Consider the following 18,613-nt stretch of genomic DNA (forward strand, 5'->3'; position numbering starts at 1 on the left):
TCCTCCGCCAAGCGGGTTGGCGTTTTTTTCAGCTACTATAAACAACGAAACCGGGACCACTCTGAGAGCAATCCCGGCTCGATTTGAGGCGCTATCTTACTCGACTTCGCCCATCGTGTTGAGGTACGCGCGCTCAGAAATATCAGTGTAAGCGCGGGACTGCTCAAGGTACTCCTGCTGAGACTTAACGATCTTGGCGGCCAGTTCGTCGCCTGCAGCGGCTTCTTTCAGCAGCTTATCGTTCGCCTCCTTCATGGCCTGGAAGACTTCGTCCGGGAACTTCTTGATCTGAACGTTTGGATACTCTTCCTGAATGCTTGCCCAGGCCTTGGCATTTTCGTGCTGTGACTGAACCAGCATTTCGTATGACGCCAGGCGCATGGAAACACGCAGAATTTCTCTCAGGTCAGCGGGCAGCTTCTCCCAGGTCTTCTTGTTGACCAGGAACTGCAGCTCGGTTGCCGGCTCGTGCCAACCGGTGTAGTAGTAGTCGGCGATCTGCTGGAAGCCCAGACGAAGATCCAAAGCCGGACCTACCCACTCAACGGCGTCAATGGTGTTGCGCTCAAGCGCAGTGTAGAGCTCGCCCGGTGCAATGTTGGTCGGGCTTACGCCGACTTCAGCAAAGACTTCGCCGGCGAAGCCAGGAATACGCATCTTCAGACCCTGCAGGTCTTCAACGGATTTGATCTCTTTGCGGAACCAACCACCCATCTGGATGCCGGTGTTACCACCCGGGAAGGACATCAGGTTGTGCGGGTTATACACTTCCTGCATCAGCTCCATGCCTTCGCCATGGTAGAACCAGGCATACTGTTCCATGGCATTCATGCCGAAAGGCATGCTGGTGAAGAACAGGGTGTTGGGTACCTTGCCTTTCCAGTAGTAAGACGCGGAGTGGCCCATGTCGTACTGACCGGCTTTAACCATGTCAAACACGCCAAATGGGGCTTTGTGCTTGTTGGCAGAGTCGATGCGGATGCGCAGACGGCCATCGGACATCTCTTCGGCCATTTTGGCCATGTTTTTTGACGCATCACCGAAAATAGGGAAGTTTGGACCCCAGGTTTCGGCAAGGCGGAGCGTAAACGTATCCTGAGCGAGCGCCTGCGAGGCGGCAAAGGTCGTTGCCACAGCCAGCGCAGCCGCGGAAAGAACAGAACGGATCTTCATTGCTCTTCAATCCTCTTATCGTTTTTTGTTCAGAGCGTCCTCCGGGTAGGAGGAGTTAACTCATAACGGTAGCCCAAGTTAACAATTATCGTTAGGAAACGGAACGAAAACTGGCCATATCTACGACCTAGGTCGTACGGCTGTTTACATATCATCCATCCGGCCAATCTGGCGTGCCAACCTCATAGCTTCATGCTCTTCCAGGGCTTTCAGATCCTCCAGCAGCGTGCGCGCTTCGGGAATTTCTGCTTTGCCAATCAGGGCGTCATACAGATCCATCACCTGATCGTGAAAATCGAAAACCTCACGTGAGATGCCATCGAAATCCAGGTCGGCGTAGTGAGTGTCGCAGGTGCGATGGCTTTCGATGGGTTCGTGATTGCCGTAATCGTAAAGGCGGGTCTTCATCGCTTTCGAGTCCGCCTGTTTTTCGAACTCCATGACCGCCTTCTCCAGCATGCTTTCGTGACTGCTGACATAGTCGAGCAACGCGCTGGCGCGTTCATTCTGGGCTTTGGCGGCGGATTCGTGCAGGCTCTCAGCCAAATGCCGGTGCAACTGGCGGGTCCAGTCGATGAGATCCTCGAAGGTTTTTATTTCCATCACGGCCTCCTGAGACCGGCGTGCATTCTGGGAGCAAAGCGTTATTTTTCAGTCTAGCCAACATTTCGCCAGTTGCGACAGCGGGCTTCGAAGCATTCCAAGGACTTGGCTTAATTCGGCGCGGCAGGCTCGGCTGCCGTGGTTTCCGTCTTTTGCCGCCAGCTTCGAAATCGGGCCAGTGCCGGCTTTTCCACTGAGTAGTGAATGGCCGCGGCCAGAGCCAAGGCGGTTGCCAGTGCCAGTCCGACGCCAAGCCATCCTGGCAGACCCGACCGGTAGCTCAGGTCGATAACACCGTAGCCAATATTCTGGTGCACCAGGTACAGACTGTAGGACAGGCTGCCGAGCCAGAGCATGGGGCGGTTAGCCAGCCATGGCAGCCGGCCGTAAACCGCGAGGGCAAAGACTCCGAAGCATCCCAGGACAAAGAGGCTGTAAGGCATTTTGTAGGCGAACAGGCCATGCCCAATACTGGCGATCAGCAGGGCGTTGTCGAAGACCGAACCGCCCCCGTAACGGTGGCGTCGATAAATCAGCATGCCGGCCACAAACAGCGGGGCGTATTTCACAAACAACAGGTCCTTGACCAGAAACTCGATTCCTTCTGGGATCTGTTTCCACCAGAGCACGCCGATATAGCTGATTATTATCCAGGCCGTTAAGGCTGCGCGAAGCTGCGTCCAACTTCGGAGGTTGAAGAACAGAAGAGCCATCCAGCTGTAGAAGGTAACCTCCACCACCAAGCTCCAGTAGGCACCGTCGACATGTTTCATACCAAAGTATTCATGAAGCAGGGTGGTGTTTAGCAGAGCGGTTTCGAAGGTGACAGCCCGGCTTTCCGGGCCGAGCCAGTGCACGGAGATGAAAGTGAGCGCAATGGCCGCCCAGAGCGCAGGCAGCAGACGAAAGGCGCGGGCCAGGCCAAACCAGCCGGCCTTGGAGGTGCGCTCAAGCGTCATGAAAATCACAAAGCCGCTGAGAATAAAGAACAGATGGACCCCGTAGCGCCCGAACAACAGACTGCTGTTCAGGATGGCCGGGAGTTCGAACCCGTGGCCGTACAGTTTGTCGTAGTAAGGTAGGTAGTGGAACAACACGACTACAAGCGCGGCCAAACCACGCAAGGCATCAAGGCTGGCTAACCGGTTGTGAGAGGTGGTCATAAGTCGGTCCTTTTCGATATCGCTATAATAGCCTGCATTCGGGGTGGGCAATACGGTCGTGACCTACGGTATGCTTGCCGCGGCTATACCATGTGTTAATCCGCAGGGGCGCAAGCCAGCGGTTTTCTTTCATCAGGCAGGGAGTTGCGACCATGGCAACCACGTTAGGCATCATCGAAGGTTTCTATGGCCCGATGTGGAGCTGGCAGGAACGCCGCCACCTGGTGCGTGCCCTGGCACCCCACGGCTACGGCTTTTACCTGTACGCACCCAAGGCCGATGCCTTCCTTCGGCGGCGCTGGCAGGAGCCCCATCCTGCGGAGACGGCGGCGGAGCTGGCCGGTTTCGCCCGTTTTTGCCGGGACGAAGGCGTGCGCTTTGGGGTTGGTTTAAGCCCGTTCGAGATCTTTAATCGTTTTGACGACGAGGCTCGGGCGGCACTCGCCCGGAAGCTGGCCTTGCTCGATCGCATGGGCATCGATGAACTGGCGATCCTGTTTGATGACATGCGCTCGGACACCCCCGCCCTGGCACAAACCCAGGCCGAGATTGTGGCCTGGGTTCGGGACCACAGTTCGGTCCGACAGCTCAGCGTCTGCCCCAGCTATTACTCCGACGATCGGGTGTTAGACCGTGTGTTCGGGGAGCGTCCTGCCGATTATCTGGAGACCCTTGGGCGTAAACTGGACCATGAGGTCAATATCTTCTGGACCGGCGAAGAGGTCTGTTCACGGGAAATTTCACCGGGACACCTGAAGCGGGTGGGTGATGTGCTTGGGCGAAAGCCGGTGCTGTGGGATAACTACCCGGTCAATGACGGCGACCGCATGTCCCAGCACCTGCATTTGCGCGGCTTCACCGGCCGGCCAGCGGCTAATGCCGCCCATATCGCGGGCCACGGCATCAACCCGGCGTTGCAGCCAACGCTGACCACTGTGCCGGCAATTACCCTGGCGGAATCCTACCGCCTGGGCCCGGACTATCAGTATGGCCATTCGCTCCGGCATGCGGCCCGGGAGGCTCTGGGGCGGGACCTGGCGGATCAGATACTGACCGATTTATTGGTGCTGCAGGACGCCGGGCTGGGCCGCATTGGTGCTGAAAAGCGCGCAAGCCTGGAGAGCACCTATGGCGCCTTTAGCCATCCGGCAGCCGAGGAAATTCTGCGTTGGCTCCGGGGCGAGTATCAGGTGACCGATGAGATGGTGGCTACCCAATAAGGCGGCGTTCAGTCGCAACCCGGCAAATTCGGTCGGCTAAAGCGAGCGGTCATGGCTGCCCGCCCACGCTCGGCATCGCGATATTCCTTGGGCAGGGGCTGGAGAAAGTACAGGAAGTCACCTTTGCTGCGCTGGTCTTCCAGGTCCGGTTGGCTCTGCCCCTGGGGCCAGAATATTGGCGTCAGCACCACCACATCCAGTTCGGGTGCCCGTTGCTTCAGCAGCGCCACCGTGCCCAGTCGCTCTTCGCTGTGAAATGTACCTGTCAGATGCAGGATCTGGTGCCCCGGATACCGCTCGCGGGCACGCAGAATCTCCACCGCCATGGTGTTGTCCCTGAGCAGTTGCGCCTTGTAGGTGTTCTGCATGCGCTCATTCAAACCTTCTTCGCCAATACCATGACCGCCCGTCAGCGCGGTTACGAATTTCTCCCGGTAGCCCGGGATGTCGGTAAAGGGATTCGCGGGTAATTGCGCGCGAACATCCTCTGGCAAGGTGTCGAGGTAATCAGGGCCCTGGCGCCCGACACAGCGGACAACCTGGCTCGGCGCATTAGCGGCGATCACGGGAATCGTCCGGGCCTTGGCCAACTCAATCAGCGGACGGTATGAGGCCCGGTAGTTGTCCCAGGCGTTGGCGTCCTCAATCAGTTCTGCCTCACCCGTCTCCCCGGCGAGGTAGCGGTCCAGCTCTCGCCGGCGGTCCAGATCAAACTGTTCCATGGTCAGTGCCAGGTCCGGATTCTGGCGGTGCAGTTCAGCCTGGAGTCTCGACTGCAAAAGGTGCGCGCCGTGGTGGCCATGATACTCCCCGACGACGATGACATCGGCCTCTGTGAGAGCGTCCGCCAAGGCAGCAATGCTCAGCGAAGTACCTTTGTCGGCGTCCACGATGATGGCATCGTACTGGGTTTCAGGGGCCTCAAGCGTCGCCGGCGGAGCCAAGGCTGTGGCGCAGCCTGCCAACGTGATCAGCGTGGAGAGGAGCAGGGCAATCGGTAGAGGTCTCATGGAAGCAGTATACGAAACCCGGGCCGCAATGGGTCCTGATGATCGTCAGCTGGTCCCGCGGGAATGCTGGGGAAGGTGCTGATAATTAGGGGAAAGGCTCGGAAAATCAGGTGATTGTCAGCTATGCTAGCAGGATATTTGCTCACTCAGAACAGGACCACGCATGCTCCCCTTCCGGATTGTTGATCGAATCAAGTTCCTGGTCGAACGCCAGTTGGTGAAAGGGGCCGGTTTCCAGTTATTGGTGGTGGCTGCGTTCATCGCCCTGATCTCGCTGGTGGGCGGCCTCCTGGTAGTCCCGCTGGGTGAGTCATTCGACGACGCTGGTTCGGCGATCTGGTGGGCCTTTCTCAGACTGACCGATCCCGGTTACCTCGGGGATGATGTCGGCACCTGGCAGCGTATTGTCTCCACTCTGCTGACGGTCAGCGGTTACGTGGTGTTCATGGGTACTCTGGTGGCCATCCTGACCCGCTGGTTGATCGCCAAAATGGCCGACCTGGAACGCGGGCTGACGCCGGTCACTCTGAAAAATCACATCGTCGTACTAGGTTGGACCAGCCAGACACTGCCGTTGTTGTCGGAATTGCTGAGCTCGTCTGGCCGAATGCGGCGCTTTCTGGAAAAGCACGACACCCAGAAACTGAACCTGGTGGTGCTGTCCGAGGATGCCTCCGCCGAGCAGGTGCATGAGCTCCGGAGTGAACCGGGTATTCGGCGGCGCGCGCGCCAGATCATTTTGCGGTCGGGCTCTGCCATTCAGCCGGACGCCTTGCACCGGGTTGCCTGTCTTGATGCGGCGGCGGTGATCGTGCCCAGCGCCACCCAGGGCGTTGGTAGCTTGGTGACTTCCGATGTCGAAACCGTGAAGGCGCTGCTGTCCATTGCCGCCCAGGCTCGTCAGTACCAGTCCTCCCTGCCGTATGTGGTGGCCGAGATTCAGGACGTGCGCAAACTGCCGGTTATCGAGAGAGCTTATCCCGGCGAGGTGGAAGTGGTCGCAGGGGATGCCTCGATCAGCTCGCTGATAGTTCAGAACATCATTCATCCGGGGCTGTCCGAGGTTTACAACGAACTGCTGACCGGCTCCGAAGGCAACAGCATCTATGTTCGGGGGGGGGAGTCGATCGCAGGTTTGTCGCTGGCGGAGCTGGCGTCGGCGCGGCCGAACGTGATTGTATTGGGCTTGTTGCGCCCGGTTGGCAAGGGGTGGGATGTCCGGCTGGTGGCGCCGTCGGCTACTCGTATTGAGGCAAGTGACCGGGTCATCATGATGGCCAGGGATTATTCCGAAACGGAACCAAATGCCAAGCGGCCGACTCTGCCGCCAGTTGACCGGCTGGAGCCAAAGGTGGCCGTCCGTAATGGTGCCGGCCTTGGGCAGCGGGTGCTCGTACTTGGTTGGAACCGGCGCGTGCCCAGCCTGGTCGAGGAGTTTGGAAGTTACAGCAATCAGTCGTTTTCGCTGGACCTGGTATCGGTGGTGCCCGCCGCCGAACGGTCGCTGGCGATTTCCCGTTATGTGGGCGATCACCCAACGGTCCACTGCCATCATGTTGAAGCGGACTATATGGTGGAGGGAGAGCTGCGGCGGCTTGATCCATCCTCATACGATTCGGTCGTCCTTTTGAGCAGTGACCGTCTGGCCTCGGGGGAGGAGGCTGATGCCCGGGCGATGGTCGGGTACCTGCAGCTTGAAGATATCCTGATGGAGAAAGAGCGCCGTCCTCACCTGATTCTTGAGCTCAGTGATCCGGATAACCGGCCGCTGCTGTATGAGCACCGCAGCGAGATGCTGATCAGCCCGATGATTCTCAGCCATATCCTGGCCCAGGTCGCCTTGCGCCGAGAACTAAGAGTGGTATTGGATGAATTGTTTACAGTAGGTGGTGCGGAAATCCAGTTCCGTGATCCGAGCGATTACCCGCTTCCCGGCAGCGTTGATTTCCATCTGCTGGAGCGCATTCTGGCCGACGAGGGCGAAATTGCACTGGGTGTGTTCCGGCAAAAGGCCAATGCTCAGGGGCGGCACCTGCATTTGAATCCGCCACGGAGGGAGTACCTGGACTTACAGCCAGGTGACCGTTTGGTGGTGTTGAGTTTGACGGGCTAAAGGGTAGGGTAGAAGAGCGATACCCGGGGCATTGCTGCCCCGGGTATCGGTTCGTCTGATTCTTACTCGATCTTGATGTGTCCGCTGTCCATCAGATTTTTGATGAACTCGTCCGACGTCTGGTCGCCCATGGAAACCTTATCCAGGGTTATCGACTGTTGGGCGTTGTAGCTATCTTCACCTTTCGTGCCAGATAGCTCCCCGTCCTTGTTCAGATAAAGAACCGTGTCGTTGCCCTCCTTTTCGGCCACCAGGTAGCTGCTGAGATCGCTGGTGGAAGCATCTTGCAGTAGATCACTCAGGTCCAGTTGGTCGCCTTCGCTAACCTCGAAGTCTTTAACAACGTCTTCGGCTAGGCCGTTATCGTTGGTGTACTGGTCGCCGAGTTCCCATGCGAAGACATCAGCTCCATGGCCGCCTTTGAGTTCATCGTTGCCTATCCCTCCAACGAGAACATCATTGCCGGATCCGCCTTCGAGCTTATCGTGACCCCAGGACCCGATCAGGTAGTCGTTACCGTCTTCGCCATAAATCTCGTCGTTGCCGGTTCCGCCATTTAGGAGGTCATTACCGGATCCGCCTTCAAGCTTATCTTTGCCACCAGCGCCGACGAGGAAGTCATTACCACTCTCTCCTTTGAGCTGGTTATCACCGGAGCCTCCTACAAGGAAGTCATTACCCGACGTACCGTCGAGGTCCTGTCCTTCTTCAGTGACTTGTTGGCTATTATCGTATTGGTCAGCAAAGGGTTGATCACCGGACTGCTCCACATTAACTGTGAAGGTTTCGGAAACCGACTGACGTTCACCCGTAGCCATTTCAGTTGAGGTTGCAGTCACGGTCAGGTCGATATCACCACTAAACCCTGCCTGTGGAAGCAGTTGAAGGTTATTCAACTCTGCCGCTGAAAGTACCCAGTCGCCGCTGGAGTTTTTATTGCCCGCGTTCAACGCTGCGCCTTCGGGCACATTCGAAATCACGATTTCAAGCCTTTCGGATCCATCCTGATCCGTCAGTGCTGCGTTGATATCCAGAGCTATCGGCGTGCCATAGCTTCCGTCTAGGTCTGTCGCTTCAACAGTCGGTGCGCTTAGCGTAAGCGACGAATCCTTGTACGGATCTCCGCCATTGAGAACGAGCCACTGGAACTGGTAAGTGCCAGTTTCAGCTGCGCTATAGCTAAACGTTCCGTCTGAAATCTGAGCTGGGAACTTCTGCTCCGATGAGTCTACGAGGATTGACTCTTTTTGACCGTCCGGTTTGGTCACAACCAAGACGACCAAGTCATTGAACCCTCTTTCGACCTCGCTCTTCAGTTCCTCCCCATTGATGAAGGTGTAATCCCAAGAGATATCCATTCCTTCAGTGAGAGTCTGGGTAGAGGACGAAATCTTGCCGTCAATCACACGGACGTTACCTTCGTCGAAGGGCTCTTGTCCGCCGTTTCCGTCATCAACCATTACATCTGGATCAAATTGATTCAGGTAACCCGACTCAACACCCAGCTCCTGTTCAAGATCTGCTCGAGATGTGCCACTGCCGAGGTCAAAGGCGGTAGGATCAACCGGGAGGTCTTTACTACCCGTGGAGATCACAGTAGCACCTGACTGAACTGCAGTTATGTCGGACACAGAAAGCTCTGGTGCATTGGCGACCGGACGTACGTTCACGGTAACGGTCGCAGTGTCGGTGCCGCCTTGTCCGTCACTGACGGTGTAGCTAAATGAAGCCTCGCCACTGAAGTACGGGGCGGGCGTGAACACAACGTTTCCAGAGTTATCCAATGTAACGGTGCCGTTGGAGGCATTCTGGACGCCTTGAATCACCAGGTCATCGCCATCGGGATCTGAATCGTTTTTCAGCAATGTTTCGCTGTTAATAACGAGTGCCTGGTTTTCGTCAACTGTAAGCGTGTCGTTCGTAACCAAATAGGAGGCCTGTTGCGAACCAAAGATCTCCCATTCACCATTTTTCGGGCGAAGAGATACTTCGAGGCGGGCGGCCCCACCTTGGTCCCAATAGATGATCTCTACAGAGTGTGGCCCGTCACCAGTAAGCTCAAATTCCTTGCCTTCTTGAGTGTTCGTGCTCTGCTTGTTTTTGAACTCAGCAACCACTTCACCGTTCACGCGGATGCTATAGCCATCGTCCGCGGTCACTTTGAACTGGTAGGTTCCAGGAGCAAGATCCAGTTCCCCGGTCATTCGAATGATGGCGTCAGAACTGTTCTCGGGGTCGTTGGACAGTGAGTCCGAGTCATTGCCAAGGAATTCTTGGAGTTTTTCGTTGCCACCTAAATCGTTCGTGATGGTCCCATAATCAATTTGGGAGCCAATGAAGGTTGCGTCTGCAGTATTTGAAGCAATAAAGGCTTCAACTATGGAGAGGTTTTCTAAGTTCTGGCCGTCTTGGTCCGAACCTTGGTTGTAGGCAAAGTATTCGCCAAACAGGCCGGAAATAGTGTTAACGGTGTATGTGTCATCTGTTGCTTCTGGTGCGTCGTTCACCGCATTAACGGTGATTGCCACCGTCGCGGTGTCTTCGCCGCCGTTACCGTCACTGACGGTGTAGCTGATGCTGTCGTCACCCGAATAGTTTTCGTTCGGGGTGTAGTTGAGCGTGCCGTCGTCGTTGATGGTGACGGTGCCATTGGTGGCACTGGCGGCGGTGACGGTCAGGGTATCGCCGTCCACGTCGGTGTCATTGCCCAGCACGTTGATGTTGGTCAACGCGGTGTCTTCGTCGGTCGTGAACACACCATCGTCGTTCGCCACCGGTGCGTCGTTCACCGCATTAACGGTGATCGCCACGGTGGCGGTGTCTTCGCCGCCGTTACCGTCATTGACGGTGTAGGTGATGCTGTCATCACCGTTGAAGTTGGCGTTCGGCGTGTAGTTGAGGGTGCCATCGGCGTTGATGGTGACGGTGCCATTGGTGGCGCTGGCGGCGGTGACGGTCAGGGTATCGCCGTCCACGTCGGTGTCATTGCCCAGCACGTTGATGTTGGTCAACGCGGTGTCTTCGTCGGTGGTGAACACACCATCGTCGGTCGCCACCGGCGCGTCGTTCACCGCACTAACGGTGACCACCACGGTGGCGGTGTCTTCGCCGCCGTTACCGTCACTGACAGTGTAAGTGATGCTGTCGTCACCGTTGAAGTTGGCGCTCGGCTCATAGTTGAGCGTGCCGTCGTCGTTGATGGTGACCGTGCCGTTAGCCGCACTGGCAGAGGTAACGGTCAGGGTGTTGCCGTCGACGTCGGTGTCGTTACCGAGCACATTGATGTTGGTCAACGCGGTGTCTTCATCGGTGGTGAACACGCCGTCGTCGTTCGCCACCGGCGCGTCGTTCACGGCATTAACGGTGACCGCCACAGTGGCGGTATCGGTGCCGCCGTTACCGTCATTGACGGTGTAGGTGATGCTGTCCTTGCCGGCAAAGTTCTCGTTCGGCGTGTAATTCAGAGTGCCGTCATCGTTGATGGTGACCGTGCCGTTGGCAGCGGTCGCCGCGGTGACAGTCAGGTCATCGCCGTCCACGTCGGTGTCATTGCCCAGGACGTTGAGGTTGGTCAACGCGGTGTCTTCGTCGGTGCTGAACACACCATCGTCGTTCGCCACCGGCGCATCGTTCACCGCATTGACGGTGACCGCCACAGTTGCGGTATCGGTGCCACCGTTACCGTCACTGACGGTGTAGGTGATGCTGTCGTCACCGTTGAAGTTGGTGTTCGGCGTGTAATTCAGGGTGCCATCGTCGTTGATGGTGACCGTGCCGTTGGCCGCACTGGCGGCGGTTACGGACAGGGTGTCGCCATCGACGTCGGTGTCGTTACCGAGCACATTGATGTTGGCCAACGCGGTGTCTTCGTCGGTGGTGAATACACCGTCGTCGTTAGCCACCGGCGCGTCGTTCACGGCATTGACGGTGATCGCCACCGTCGCGGTGTCTTCGCCGCCGTTACCGTCACTGACGGTGTAAGTGATGCTGTCGTCACCCGAATAGTTCTCGTTCGGAGTGTAGTTGAGCGTGCCATCGTCGTTGATGGTGACCGTGCCGTTGGCCGCACTGGCGGCGGTGACGGTTAGATCATCGCCATCGACGTCGGTGTCGTTACCGAGCACATTGAGGTTGGCCAACGCGGTGTCTTCATCGGTGGTGAACACGCCGTCGTCGTTCGCCACCGGCGCGTCGTTCACGGCATTAACGGTGACCGCCACAGTTGCGGTATCGGTGCCGCCGTTACCGTCATTGACGGTGTAGGTGATGCTGTCCTTGCCGGCAAAGTTCTCGTTCGGCGTGTAATTCAGAGTGCCATCGTCGTTGATGGTGACCGTGCCGTTGGCCGCAGTCGCCGCAGTGACGGTCAGATCATCGCCATCGACGTCGGTGTCGTTACCCAGCACGTTGATGTTGGTCAACGCGGTGTCTTCGTCGGTGCTGAACACGCCGTCGTCGTTCGCCACCGGTGCGTCGTTCACCGAATTAACGGTGACCGCCACGGTGGCGGTGTCTTCGCCGCCGTTACCGTCATTGACGGTGTAGGTGATGCTGTCCTTGCCGGCAAAGTTCTCGTTCGGCGTGTAATTCAGAGTGCCGTCATCGTTGATGGTGACCGTGCCGTTGGCAGCGGTCGCCGCAGTGACGGTCAGATCATCGCCGTCCACGTCGGTGTCATTGCCCAGGACGTTGAGGTTGGTCAACGCGGTGTCTTCGTCGGTGCTGAACACACCATCGTCGTTCGCCACCGGCGCATCGTTCACCGCATTGACGGTGACCGCCACCGTTGCGGTATCGGTGCCACCGTTACCGTCACTGACGGTGTAGGTGATGCTGTCGTCACCGTTGAAGTTGGTGTTCGGCGTGTAATTCAGGGTGCCATCGTCGTTGATGGTGACCGTGCCGTTGGCCGCACTGGCGGCGGTGACGGTTAGATCATCGCCATCGACGTCGGTGTCGTTACCGAGCACATTGATGTTGGCCAACGCGGTGTCTTCGTCGGTGCTGAACACACCATCTTCGTTCGCCACCGGCGCATCGTTCACCGCATTGACGGTGACCGCCACAGTTGCGGTATCGGTGCCACCGTTACCGTCACTGACGGTGTAGGTGATGCTGTCGTCACCGTTGAAGTTGGTGTTCGGCGTGTAATTCAGGGTGCCATCGTCGTTGATGGTGACCGTGCCGTTGGCCGCACTGGCGGCGGTTACGGACAGGGTGTCGCCATCGACGTCGGTGTCGTTACCGAGCACATTGATGTTGCTCAGCACCGTGTCTTCGTCGGTGGTCAGTACACGATCGTTGTTTGCGATCGGTGCGTCGTTCGAGCCGGTAATGGTGATGGTCTGGGTTTTAGTCGTGCCGTCATCACTGGTGAAGGTGATGGTGTCGGTCATCGTCTCACCAGCTTTCAGTGCTTGCACCGCTGCGTCGCTGTTATCCAGCTCGTAGATCCAGTTGCCGATGTTGTTTACGGTCACGGTGCCGAACTTGGCAGTGCTGCTCGTTAGAGTTCCTTGGTCGGCACCTGCTTCGAGTACGGTCACGGTGCCGTTCGCGGTGTTGTTAGCCGCGTCATCTTCGGTCACTGTGGTGTCAGTGGCCGTCACGACGATCGCTGCTGAGTCGTCGGCGCCGTTGATGAGGATGTCCTGAGTGACGGTGGTGCCGTCGTTACTGGTGAAGGTGATGGTGTCAGTCAGAGTGTCACCGGCGGCCAGGGCTTGGACCGCGTCAAGACCGTTATCCAGCGTGTAGGTCCAGTTGCCGTCGTTGTCCACGGTCACAGTACCGAACTCAGCGGTGCTGCTCGCCAGGGTGTTTTGGCCGGCATCGGCGTCGGTCACGTTGACGGTACCGGTGGCGGTGTTGTTGGCCGCGTCGTCTTCGGTCACCGCAGGTGCGATATCCGCTGGCGTTACGGTAATGGCCGCAACGTCGTTGGCACCGTTGATGACGATGTCCTGAGTGACGGTGGTCCCGTCGTCACTGGTGAAGGTGATGGTGTCGGTCAGAGTGTCACCGGCGGCCAGGGCTTGGACCGCGTCCAGACCATTGTCCAGCGTGTAGGTCCAGGTGCCGCGGTCGTCCACGGTCACGGTGCCGAACTCGGCGGAGCTGCTGGCCAGGGTGCTTTGGCCGGCATCAGCATCGGTCACGTTGACGGTACCGGTGGCGGTGTTGTTGGCCGCGTCGTCTTCGGTCACCGCCGGGGCAATGTCCGCTGGCGTTACGGTAATGGCCGCAGCGTCATTGGCGCCGTTGATAACGACGTCCTGGGTGACGGTGGTCCCGTCGTCACTGGTGAAGGTGATGGTGTCGGTCAGAGTGTCACCGGCGGCCAGGGCTTGGACCGCGTCCAGACCATTGTCCAGCGTGTAGGTCCAGGTGCCGCGGTCGTCCACGGTCACGGTGCCGAACTCGGCGGAGCTGCTGGCCAGGGTGCTTTGGCCGGCATCAGCATCGGTCACGTTGACGGTACCGGTGGCGGTGTTGTTGGCCGCGTCGTCTTCGGTCACCGCCGGGGCAATGTCAGCCGGCGTTACGGTAATGGCCGCAGCGTCATTGGCGCCGTTGATAACGACGTCCTGGGTGACGGTGGTGCCGTCCGCACTGGTGAAGGTGATGGTGTCGGTCATGGTCTGGCCTGAAGCCAGTGCCTGCACCGCGTCAAGACCATTGTCCAGGGTGTAGGTCCAGTTGCCGTTGTCATCGACGGTCACGGTGCCGAACTCGGCGGTGCTGCTGGCCAGGGTGCTCTGGCCGGCATCGGCGTCGGTCACGTTGACGGTGCCGGTGGCGGTGTTGTTGGCGGCATCGTCTTCGGTTACCGCAGGCTCAAGCTCTGAGGGTGTCACGGTAATGGCCGCGGCGTCATTGGCGCCGTTGATGACCACGTCCTGAGTGACGGTGGTGCCGTCGTTACTGGTGAAGGTGATGGTGTCAGTCAGGGTCTGACCGGCAGCCAGCGCCTGCACCGCCTCGAGACCATTGTCCAGGGTGTAGGTCCAATTGCCGTTGTCGTCCACGGTCACCGTGCCGTAATCGGCGGTGCTGCTGGCCAGGGTGGCTTGGCCAGTATCTGCGTCGGTTACGTTGACGGTGCCGGTGGCGGTGTTGTTGGCGGCATCGTCTTCGGTCACTGCCGGGGCAATGTCTGCGGGCGTCACGGTGATGGCCGCAGCGTCGTTGGCACCGTTGATGACGATGTCCTGAGTGACGGTGGTGCCGTCGCTACTGGTGAAGGTGATGGTGTCGGTCAGCGTCTGGCCTTCAGCCAGCGCCTGCACCGCATCGAGGCTGTTGTCCAGCGTGTAGGTCCAGGTGCCGTTGTCATCAACGGTCACAGTGCCGTAATCGGCGGTGCTGCTGGCCAGGGTGCTCTGGCCGGCATCGGCATCGGTTACGTTCACGGTGCCGGTGACGGTGTTGTTGGCGGCATCGTCTTCGGTCACTGCCGGGGCAATGTCTGCGGGCGTCACGGTGATGGCCGCAGCGTCGTTGGCACCGTTGATGACGATGTCCTGAGTGACGGTGGTGCCGTCGCTACTGGTGAAGGTGATGGTGTCGGTCAGCGTCTGGCCTTCAGCCAGCGCCTGCACCGCATCGAGGCTGTTGTCCAGCGTGTAGGTCCAGTTGCCGCGGTCGTCCACGGTCACGGTGCCGAACTCGGCAGTGCTGCTGGCCAGGGTGCTCTGGCCGGCATCGGTATCGGTCACGTTCACGGTACCGGTGGCGGTGTTATTGGCCGCATCGTCTTCGGTTACCGCCGGGGCAATGTCAGCCGGCGTCACGGTAATGGCCGCAGCGTCGTTGGCACCGTTGATAACGACGTCCTGGGTGACGGTGGTGCCGTCGTCACTGGTGAAGGTGATGGTGTCGGTCATGGTCTGGCCTGAAGCCAGTGCCTGCACCGCGTCAAGACCATTGTCCAGGGTGTAGGTCCAGTTGCCGTTGTCATCGACGGTCACGGTGCCGAACTCGGCGGTGCTGCTGGCCAGGGTGCTCTGGCCGGCATCAGCATCGGTCACGTTGACGGTACCGGTCACGACGTTGTTAGCGGCATCGTCTTCAGTTACCGCCGGGGCGATGTCAGCCGGCGTTACGGTGATGGCCGCAACGTCATTGGCGCCGTTGATAACGACGTCCTGAGTGACGGTGGTGCCGTCCTCACTGGTGAAGGTGATGGTGTCGGTCAGGGTCTGGCCGGCAGCCAGCGCTTGTACCGCCTCGAGGCTGTTGTCCAGCGTGTAGGTCCAGGTGCCGTTTTCATTGACGGTCACGGTGCCGAACTCAGCGGTGCTGCTCGCCAGGGTGCTCTGGCCGGCATCGGCGTCGCTCACGTTCACGGTACCGGTGGCGGTGTTATTGGCCGCATCGTCTTCGGTCACCGCCGGTGCGATGTCGGCGGGCGTCACGGTGATGGCCGCAACGTCGTTGGCACCGTTGATGACGATGTCCTGAGTGACGGTGGTGCCGTCCTCACTGGTGAAGGTGATGGTGTCGGTGAGGGTCTGGCCTTCAGCCAGCGCCTGAACCGCCTCCAGACCATTGTCCAGCGTGTAGGTCCAGTTGCCGCGGTCGTCCACGGTCACGGTGCCGAACTCGGCGGTGCTGTTCGCCAGGGTGCTCTGGCCGGCATCGGTATCGGTCACGTTCACGGTACCGGTGGCGGTGTTATTGGCCGCATCGTCTTCGGTTACCGCCGGGGCAATGTCAGCCGGCGTCACGGTGATGGCCGCAACGTCGTTCGCGCCGTCGATGGTGATGGTAACCGGAACCGTGGTTACGCCATCGGCGTTGGTGACGGTGAAGGTCTCGGTCAGGGTCTGGCCTGCGGCCAGGCCCTGAATCACGGGTTGGCTGTTATCGGCGCTGTAAGTCCAGGCGCCGTTTTCGCCAACCACCAGATTGCCATAAACACCGTTAAGCGTTTCAGCGGCGAACAGGTTTTCACCGGCGTCACCACCGATGGCATTGAGTTCACCACTGGCGACCAGGGTATCGGCTGCGTCTTCCGTGATGAGGCCAGTGGTATCGCCGGAGATCAGTGGCACGTCGTCAACCGCATCCAGAACGGTGCCAGCCGGAGCATTTCCTTCCAAGCCATTGCCATTGCGGTCTTCTGAACTCGCGTTCACGGTCAGTGGACCATCGACCAGGTCAACGCCATCAGCGGTGGTCAGGGCAATGCCATCAACATCGTAAGAACCGTCGTCAGCCACGATGCCGGTGGTCGCGACCACGTTACCGGCCGCATCGGTGATTGTCAGATTCACAGTCTCGCCTGATGCCACATCGGTGGTGGAGCCAGACAGATCGATGGTGCGGTTGGCGTTATCGACATCATCCACCACCACGGTCAGGACGCTGTTGGTGGCATCCAGTACCGTGCCAGCCGGCGCGTCGTCGGCGAGGCTATTACCATTGCGGTCTTCGGTGCCAGCGTTCACGGTCAGCGGGCCATCGACCAGGGCCGTGCCATCGTCGGTGATCAGTGAAATGTCATCAACATCGAAGCTGCCGTCGTCGGCTACGGTGCCAGTGGTCTCGACCACGTTACCGGCCGCATCGGTGATGGTCAGGTTCACAGTCTCGCCTGGCGCCACGTCGGTGGTGCTGCCTGACAGATCGATGGTGCGGCTGTCGTTGTCGACCTCATCAACAACGACAGTAAGGGTACTGCCTGCAGCGTCCAGCACGGTTCCGGCTGGTGCATTCTCGTCGAGGCTGTTGCCATTACGGTCTTCGGTGCCAGCGTTCACCGTCAGCGGGCCATCGACCAGCACCGTGCCGTCGTCATTCACCAGTGAAATGTCGTCGATATCAAAGGTGCCGTCATCGGCTACGGTGCCGGTGGTGGTCACTGTGTTACCGACAGCATCAGTGATAGTCACGTTTACGATTTCACCCGGCGCCACATCGGTGGTGGTGCCAGACAAATCAATCGTGAGGTTGGTGTTGTCCACGGAATCGACGATTACGGACAGGGCTCCGTCTGTGGCATCCAGTACCGTGCCAGCCGGCGCCTCGTCGGACAGGCTATTGCCATTGCGGTCGGTAGCGCTGGCCGTTACGTTCAGTGGGCCGTCCACAAGGCTGGAAATATTGATGCCGTCAATGCTGTAGGAGCCATCTTCGATAACATCGGCGCTTGCGGTAACTACATTGCCGGCGGCGTCTGTAATGGCAAGATTAACGGTGTCGCCGGGCGCCACGTCGCTGCTGGTGCCGAAAAGGTTGATGGTTTGCAGGGCATTGTTGATGGCATCCACAGCCACGGTCAGATCGCCAGCAATCGCATCAAGCGTCCCGTTGGCGAGATCAGATAACTCAATACCGTTCGGATCCGTTGCTGTTGCTTGGGCCGAGAACGGGCCATCAATCAGGCCTGAGACGTCAGCAAAGGTTGCCGTGAAAGAACCGTCTGGTCCGGTTAGCACTTCCTGGGTCAGTGTGTTGCCGGCCTGGTCGGTGATGGTCACCAGTACCGGGGTGCCCTCGGGCATGCCTGAACTGCCACCCTGTACTTGAACGGAGGAGGATTGCAGCGAGCCACCTTCAACGCTGTTGATAAAGATAGCGCTGCGTGGGCTTTCTGAGCCGGCATCCGTTACCGCCGGCTGCTGGTTGCTGTCGTCAGCGAAAAAGCCGGATTCGAGTCCATTGTCTGCAACCTGGGCATTGAAGGAGTAGGGCGTAAATTCAAGATCCAGCCCGGCGGGATCGATGTTTTCGACAATCCGGGCGAGACGCACGGAGCTACTGCCGCCAGCGCTGCCACCTTCGAGACCGGCTGCCGGCGCTTCGGCATCTTCTATGGCGCCGCCAAGGGCTTCTTCAATAGAGGCCAGTGCCGCGGCTACACTGTCATCTTCGACGACGGTGTCTTGTTGGCTGGCGACAAAGTCACTGGCCATCTCGGCGCTGGCCAGAATGGTCACACCTCCGCCGAACGCGACGGTCTCGCCGTAGCCGAAGTCCAGAACAATCTGGGCATTCTCTGCTGTTATAAGGCGTTCGCCTGCCATGAGCGCATCGCCGGCTTCGAGTGGGCGACGGGTTCCATCCGGTGCTTCCGCCCAAGCTTCTCCGGAGATATTGGCAACTACTGCGACGGTTGTGCTCATGGCATGCCTCTTATGACAAAAATTAACTAACAGAAAGTTTTTTGAACTTTTTAGACTTAGCCTACGTTATAGTCCGGGCAGATAGTTGCATACCGTACCGAAGTACAGGTTGGGCCGGTTTATCGTCATGAAATGTAAATGCTTGTAAAATCCGGCGAGTTCGGTGCCAGTTCGCCGATGATTCGACTTGTCGGTGGCACGT

The 18,613-nt window shown here is 58.7% G+C and carries 7 protein-coding genes; 2 read left to right on the forward strand and 5 right to left on the reverse strand.

Annotated elements, in window-relative coordinates; all coding sequences use genetic code 11:
• Window positions 1-96: 96 nt before the first annotated feature.
• From FGO67_RS04700 to FGO67_RS04710, 3 genes are all read right to left on the reverse strand, one after another.
• Window positions 97-1,173 (reverse strand): TRAP transporter substrate-binding protein, encoded by a 1,077-nt coding sequence (locus tag FGO67_RS04700; RefSeq protein WP_203299534.1) that lies wholly within the window; start codon window positions 1,171-1,173, stop codon window positions 97-99.
• A 144-nt stretch (window positions 1,174-1,317) separates the two neighbouring features.
• Entirely contained in the window at window positions 1,318-1,776 is a 459-nt protein-coding gene (locus FGO67_RS04705) for an ATPase (RefSeq protein ID WP_203299535.1), read from the reverse strand.
• Window positions 1,777-1,886: 110 nt separating this feature from the next.
• Window positions 1,887-2,939, reverse strand: a complete 1,053-nt coding sequence (locus FGO67_RS04710) for an acyltransferase family protein (protein ID WP_203299536.1) — start codon at window positions 2,937-2,939, stop codon at window positions 1,887-1,889.
• A 152-nt stretch (window positions 2,940-3,091) separates the two neighbouring features.
• Between FGO67_RS04710 and FGO67_RS04715 the strand changes: the two genes are divergently transcribed.
• A complete protein-coding gene (locus tag FGO67_RS04715; protein WP_203299537.1) occupies window positions 3,092-4,159 on the forward strand; it encodes a beta-N-acetylglucosaminidase domain-containing protein in 1,068 nt (355 codons plus the stop codon).
• Between the two features lie 8 nt (window positions 4,160-4,167).
• Here FGO67_RS04715 and FGO67_RS04720 read toward each other — a convergent pair whose 3' ends face one another.
• Window positions 4,168-5,169 carry a ChaN family lipoprotein gene (locus FGO67_RS04720; protein WP_203299538.1) on the reverse strand — a complete coding sequence of 334 codons (1,002 nt, stop codon included), beginning with the start codon at window positions 5,167-5,169 and terminating at the stop codon, window positions 4,168-4,170.
• A 163-nt stretch (window positions 5,170-5,332) separates the two neighbouring features.
• On the opposite strand from FGO67_RS04720, the gene FGO67_RS04725 reads away from it, so the two are divergent.
• Window positions 5,333-7,282 carry a CASTOR/POLLUX-related putative ion channel gene (locus FGO67_RS04725; RefSeq protein WP_203299539.1) on the forward strand — a complete coding sequence of 650 codons (1,950 nt, stop codon included), beginning with the start codon at window positions 5,333-5,335 and terminating at the stop codon, window positions 7,280-7,282.
• Between the two features lie 62 nt (window positions 7,283-7,344).
• Here FGO67_RS04725 and FGO67_RS04730 read toward each other — a convergent pair whose 3' ends face one another.
• Entirely contained in the window at window positions 7,345-18,411 is an 11,067-nt protein-coding gene (locus FGO67_RS04730) for an Ig-like domain-containing protein (RefSeq protein WP_203299540.1), read from the reverse strand.
• Window positions 18,412-18,613: the final 202 nt, after the last annotated feature.

The sequence above is a fragment of the Marinobacter sediminum genome (genome assembly GCF_016820575.1).
GTDB classification, from domain to species: domain Bacteria; phylum Pseudomonadota; class Gammaproteobacteria; order Pseudomonadales; family Oleiphilaceae; genus Marinobacter; species Marinobacter sediminum.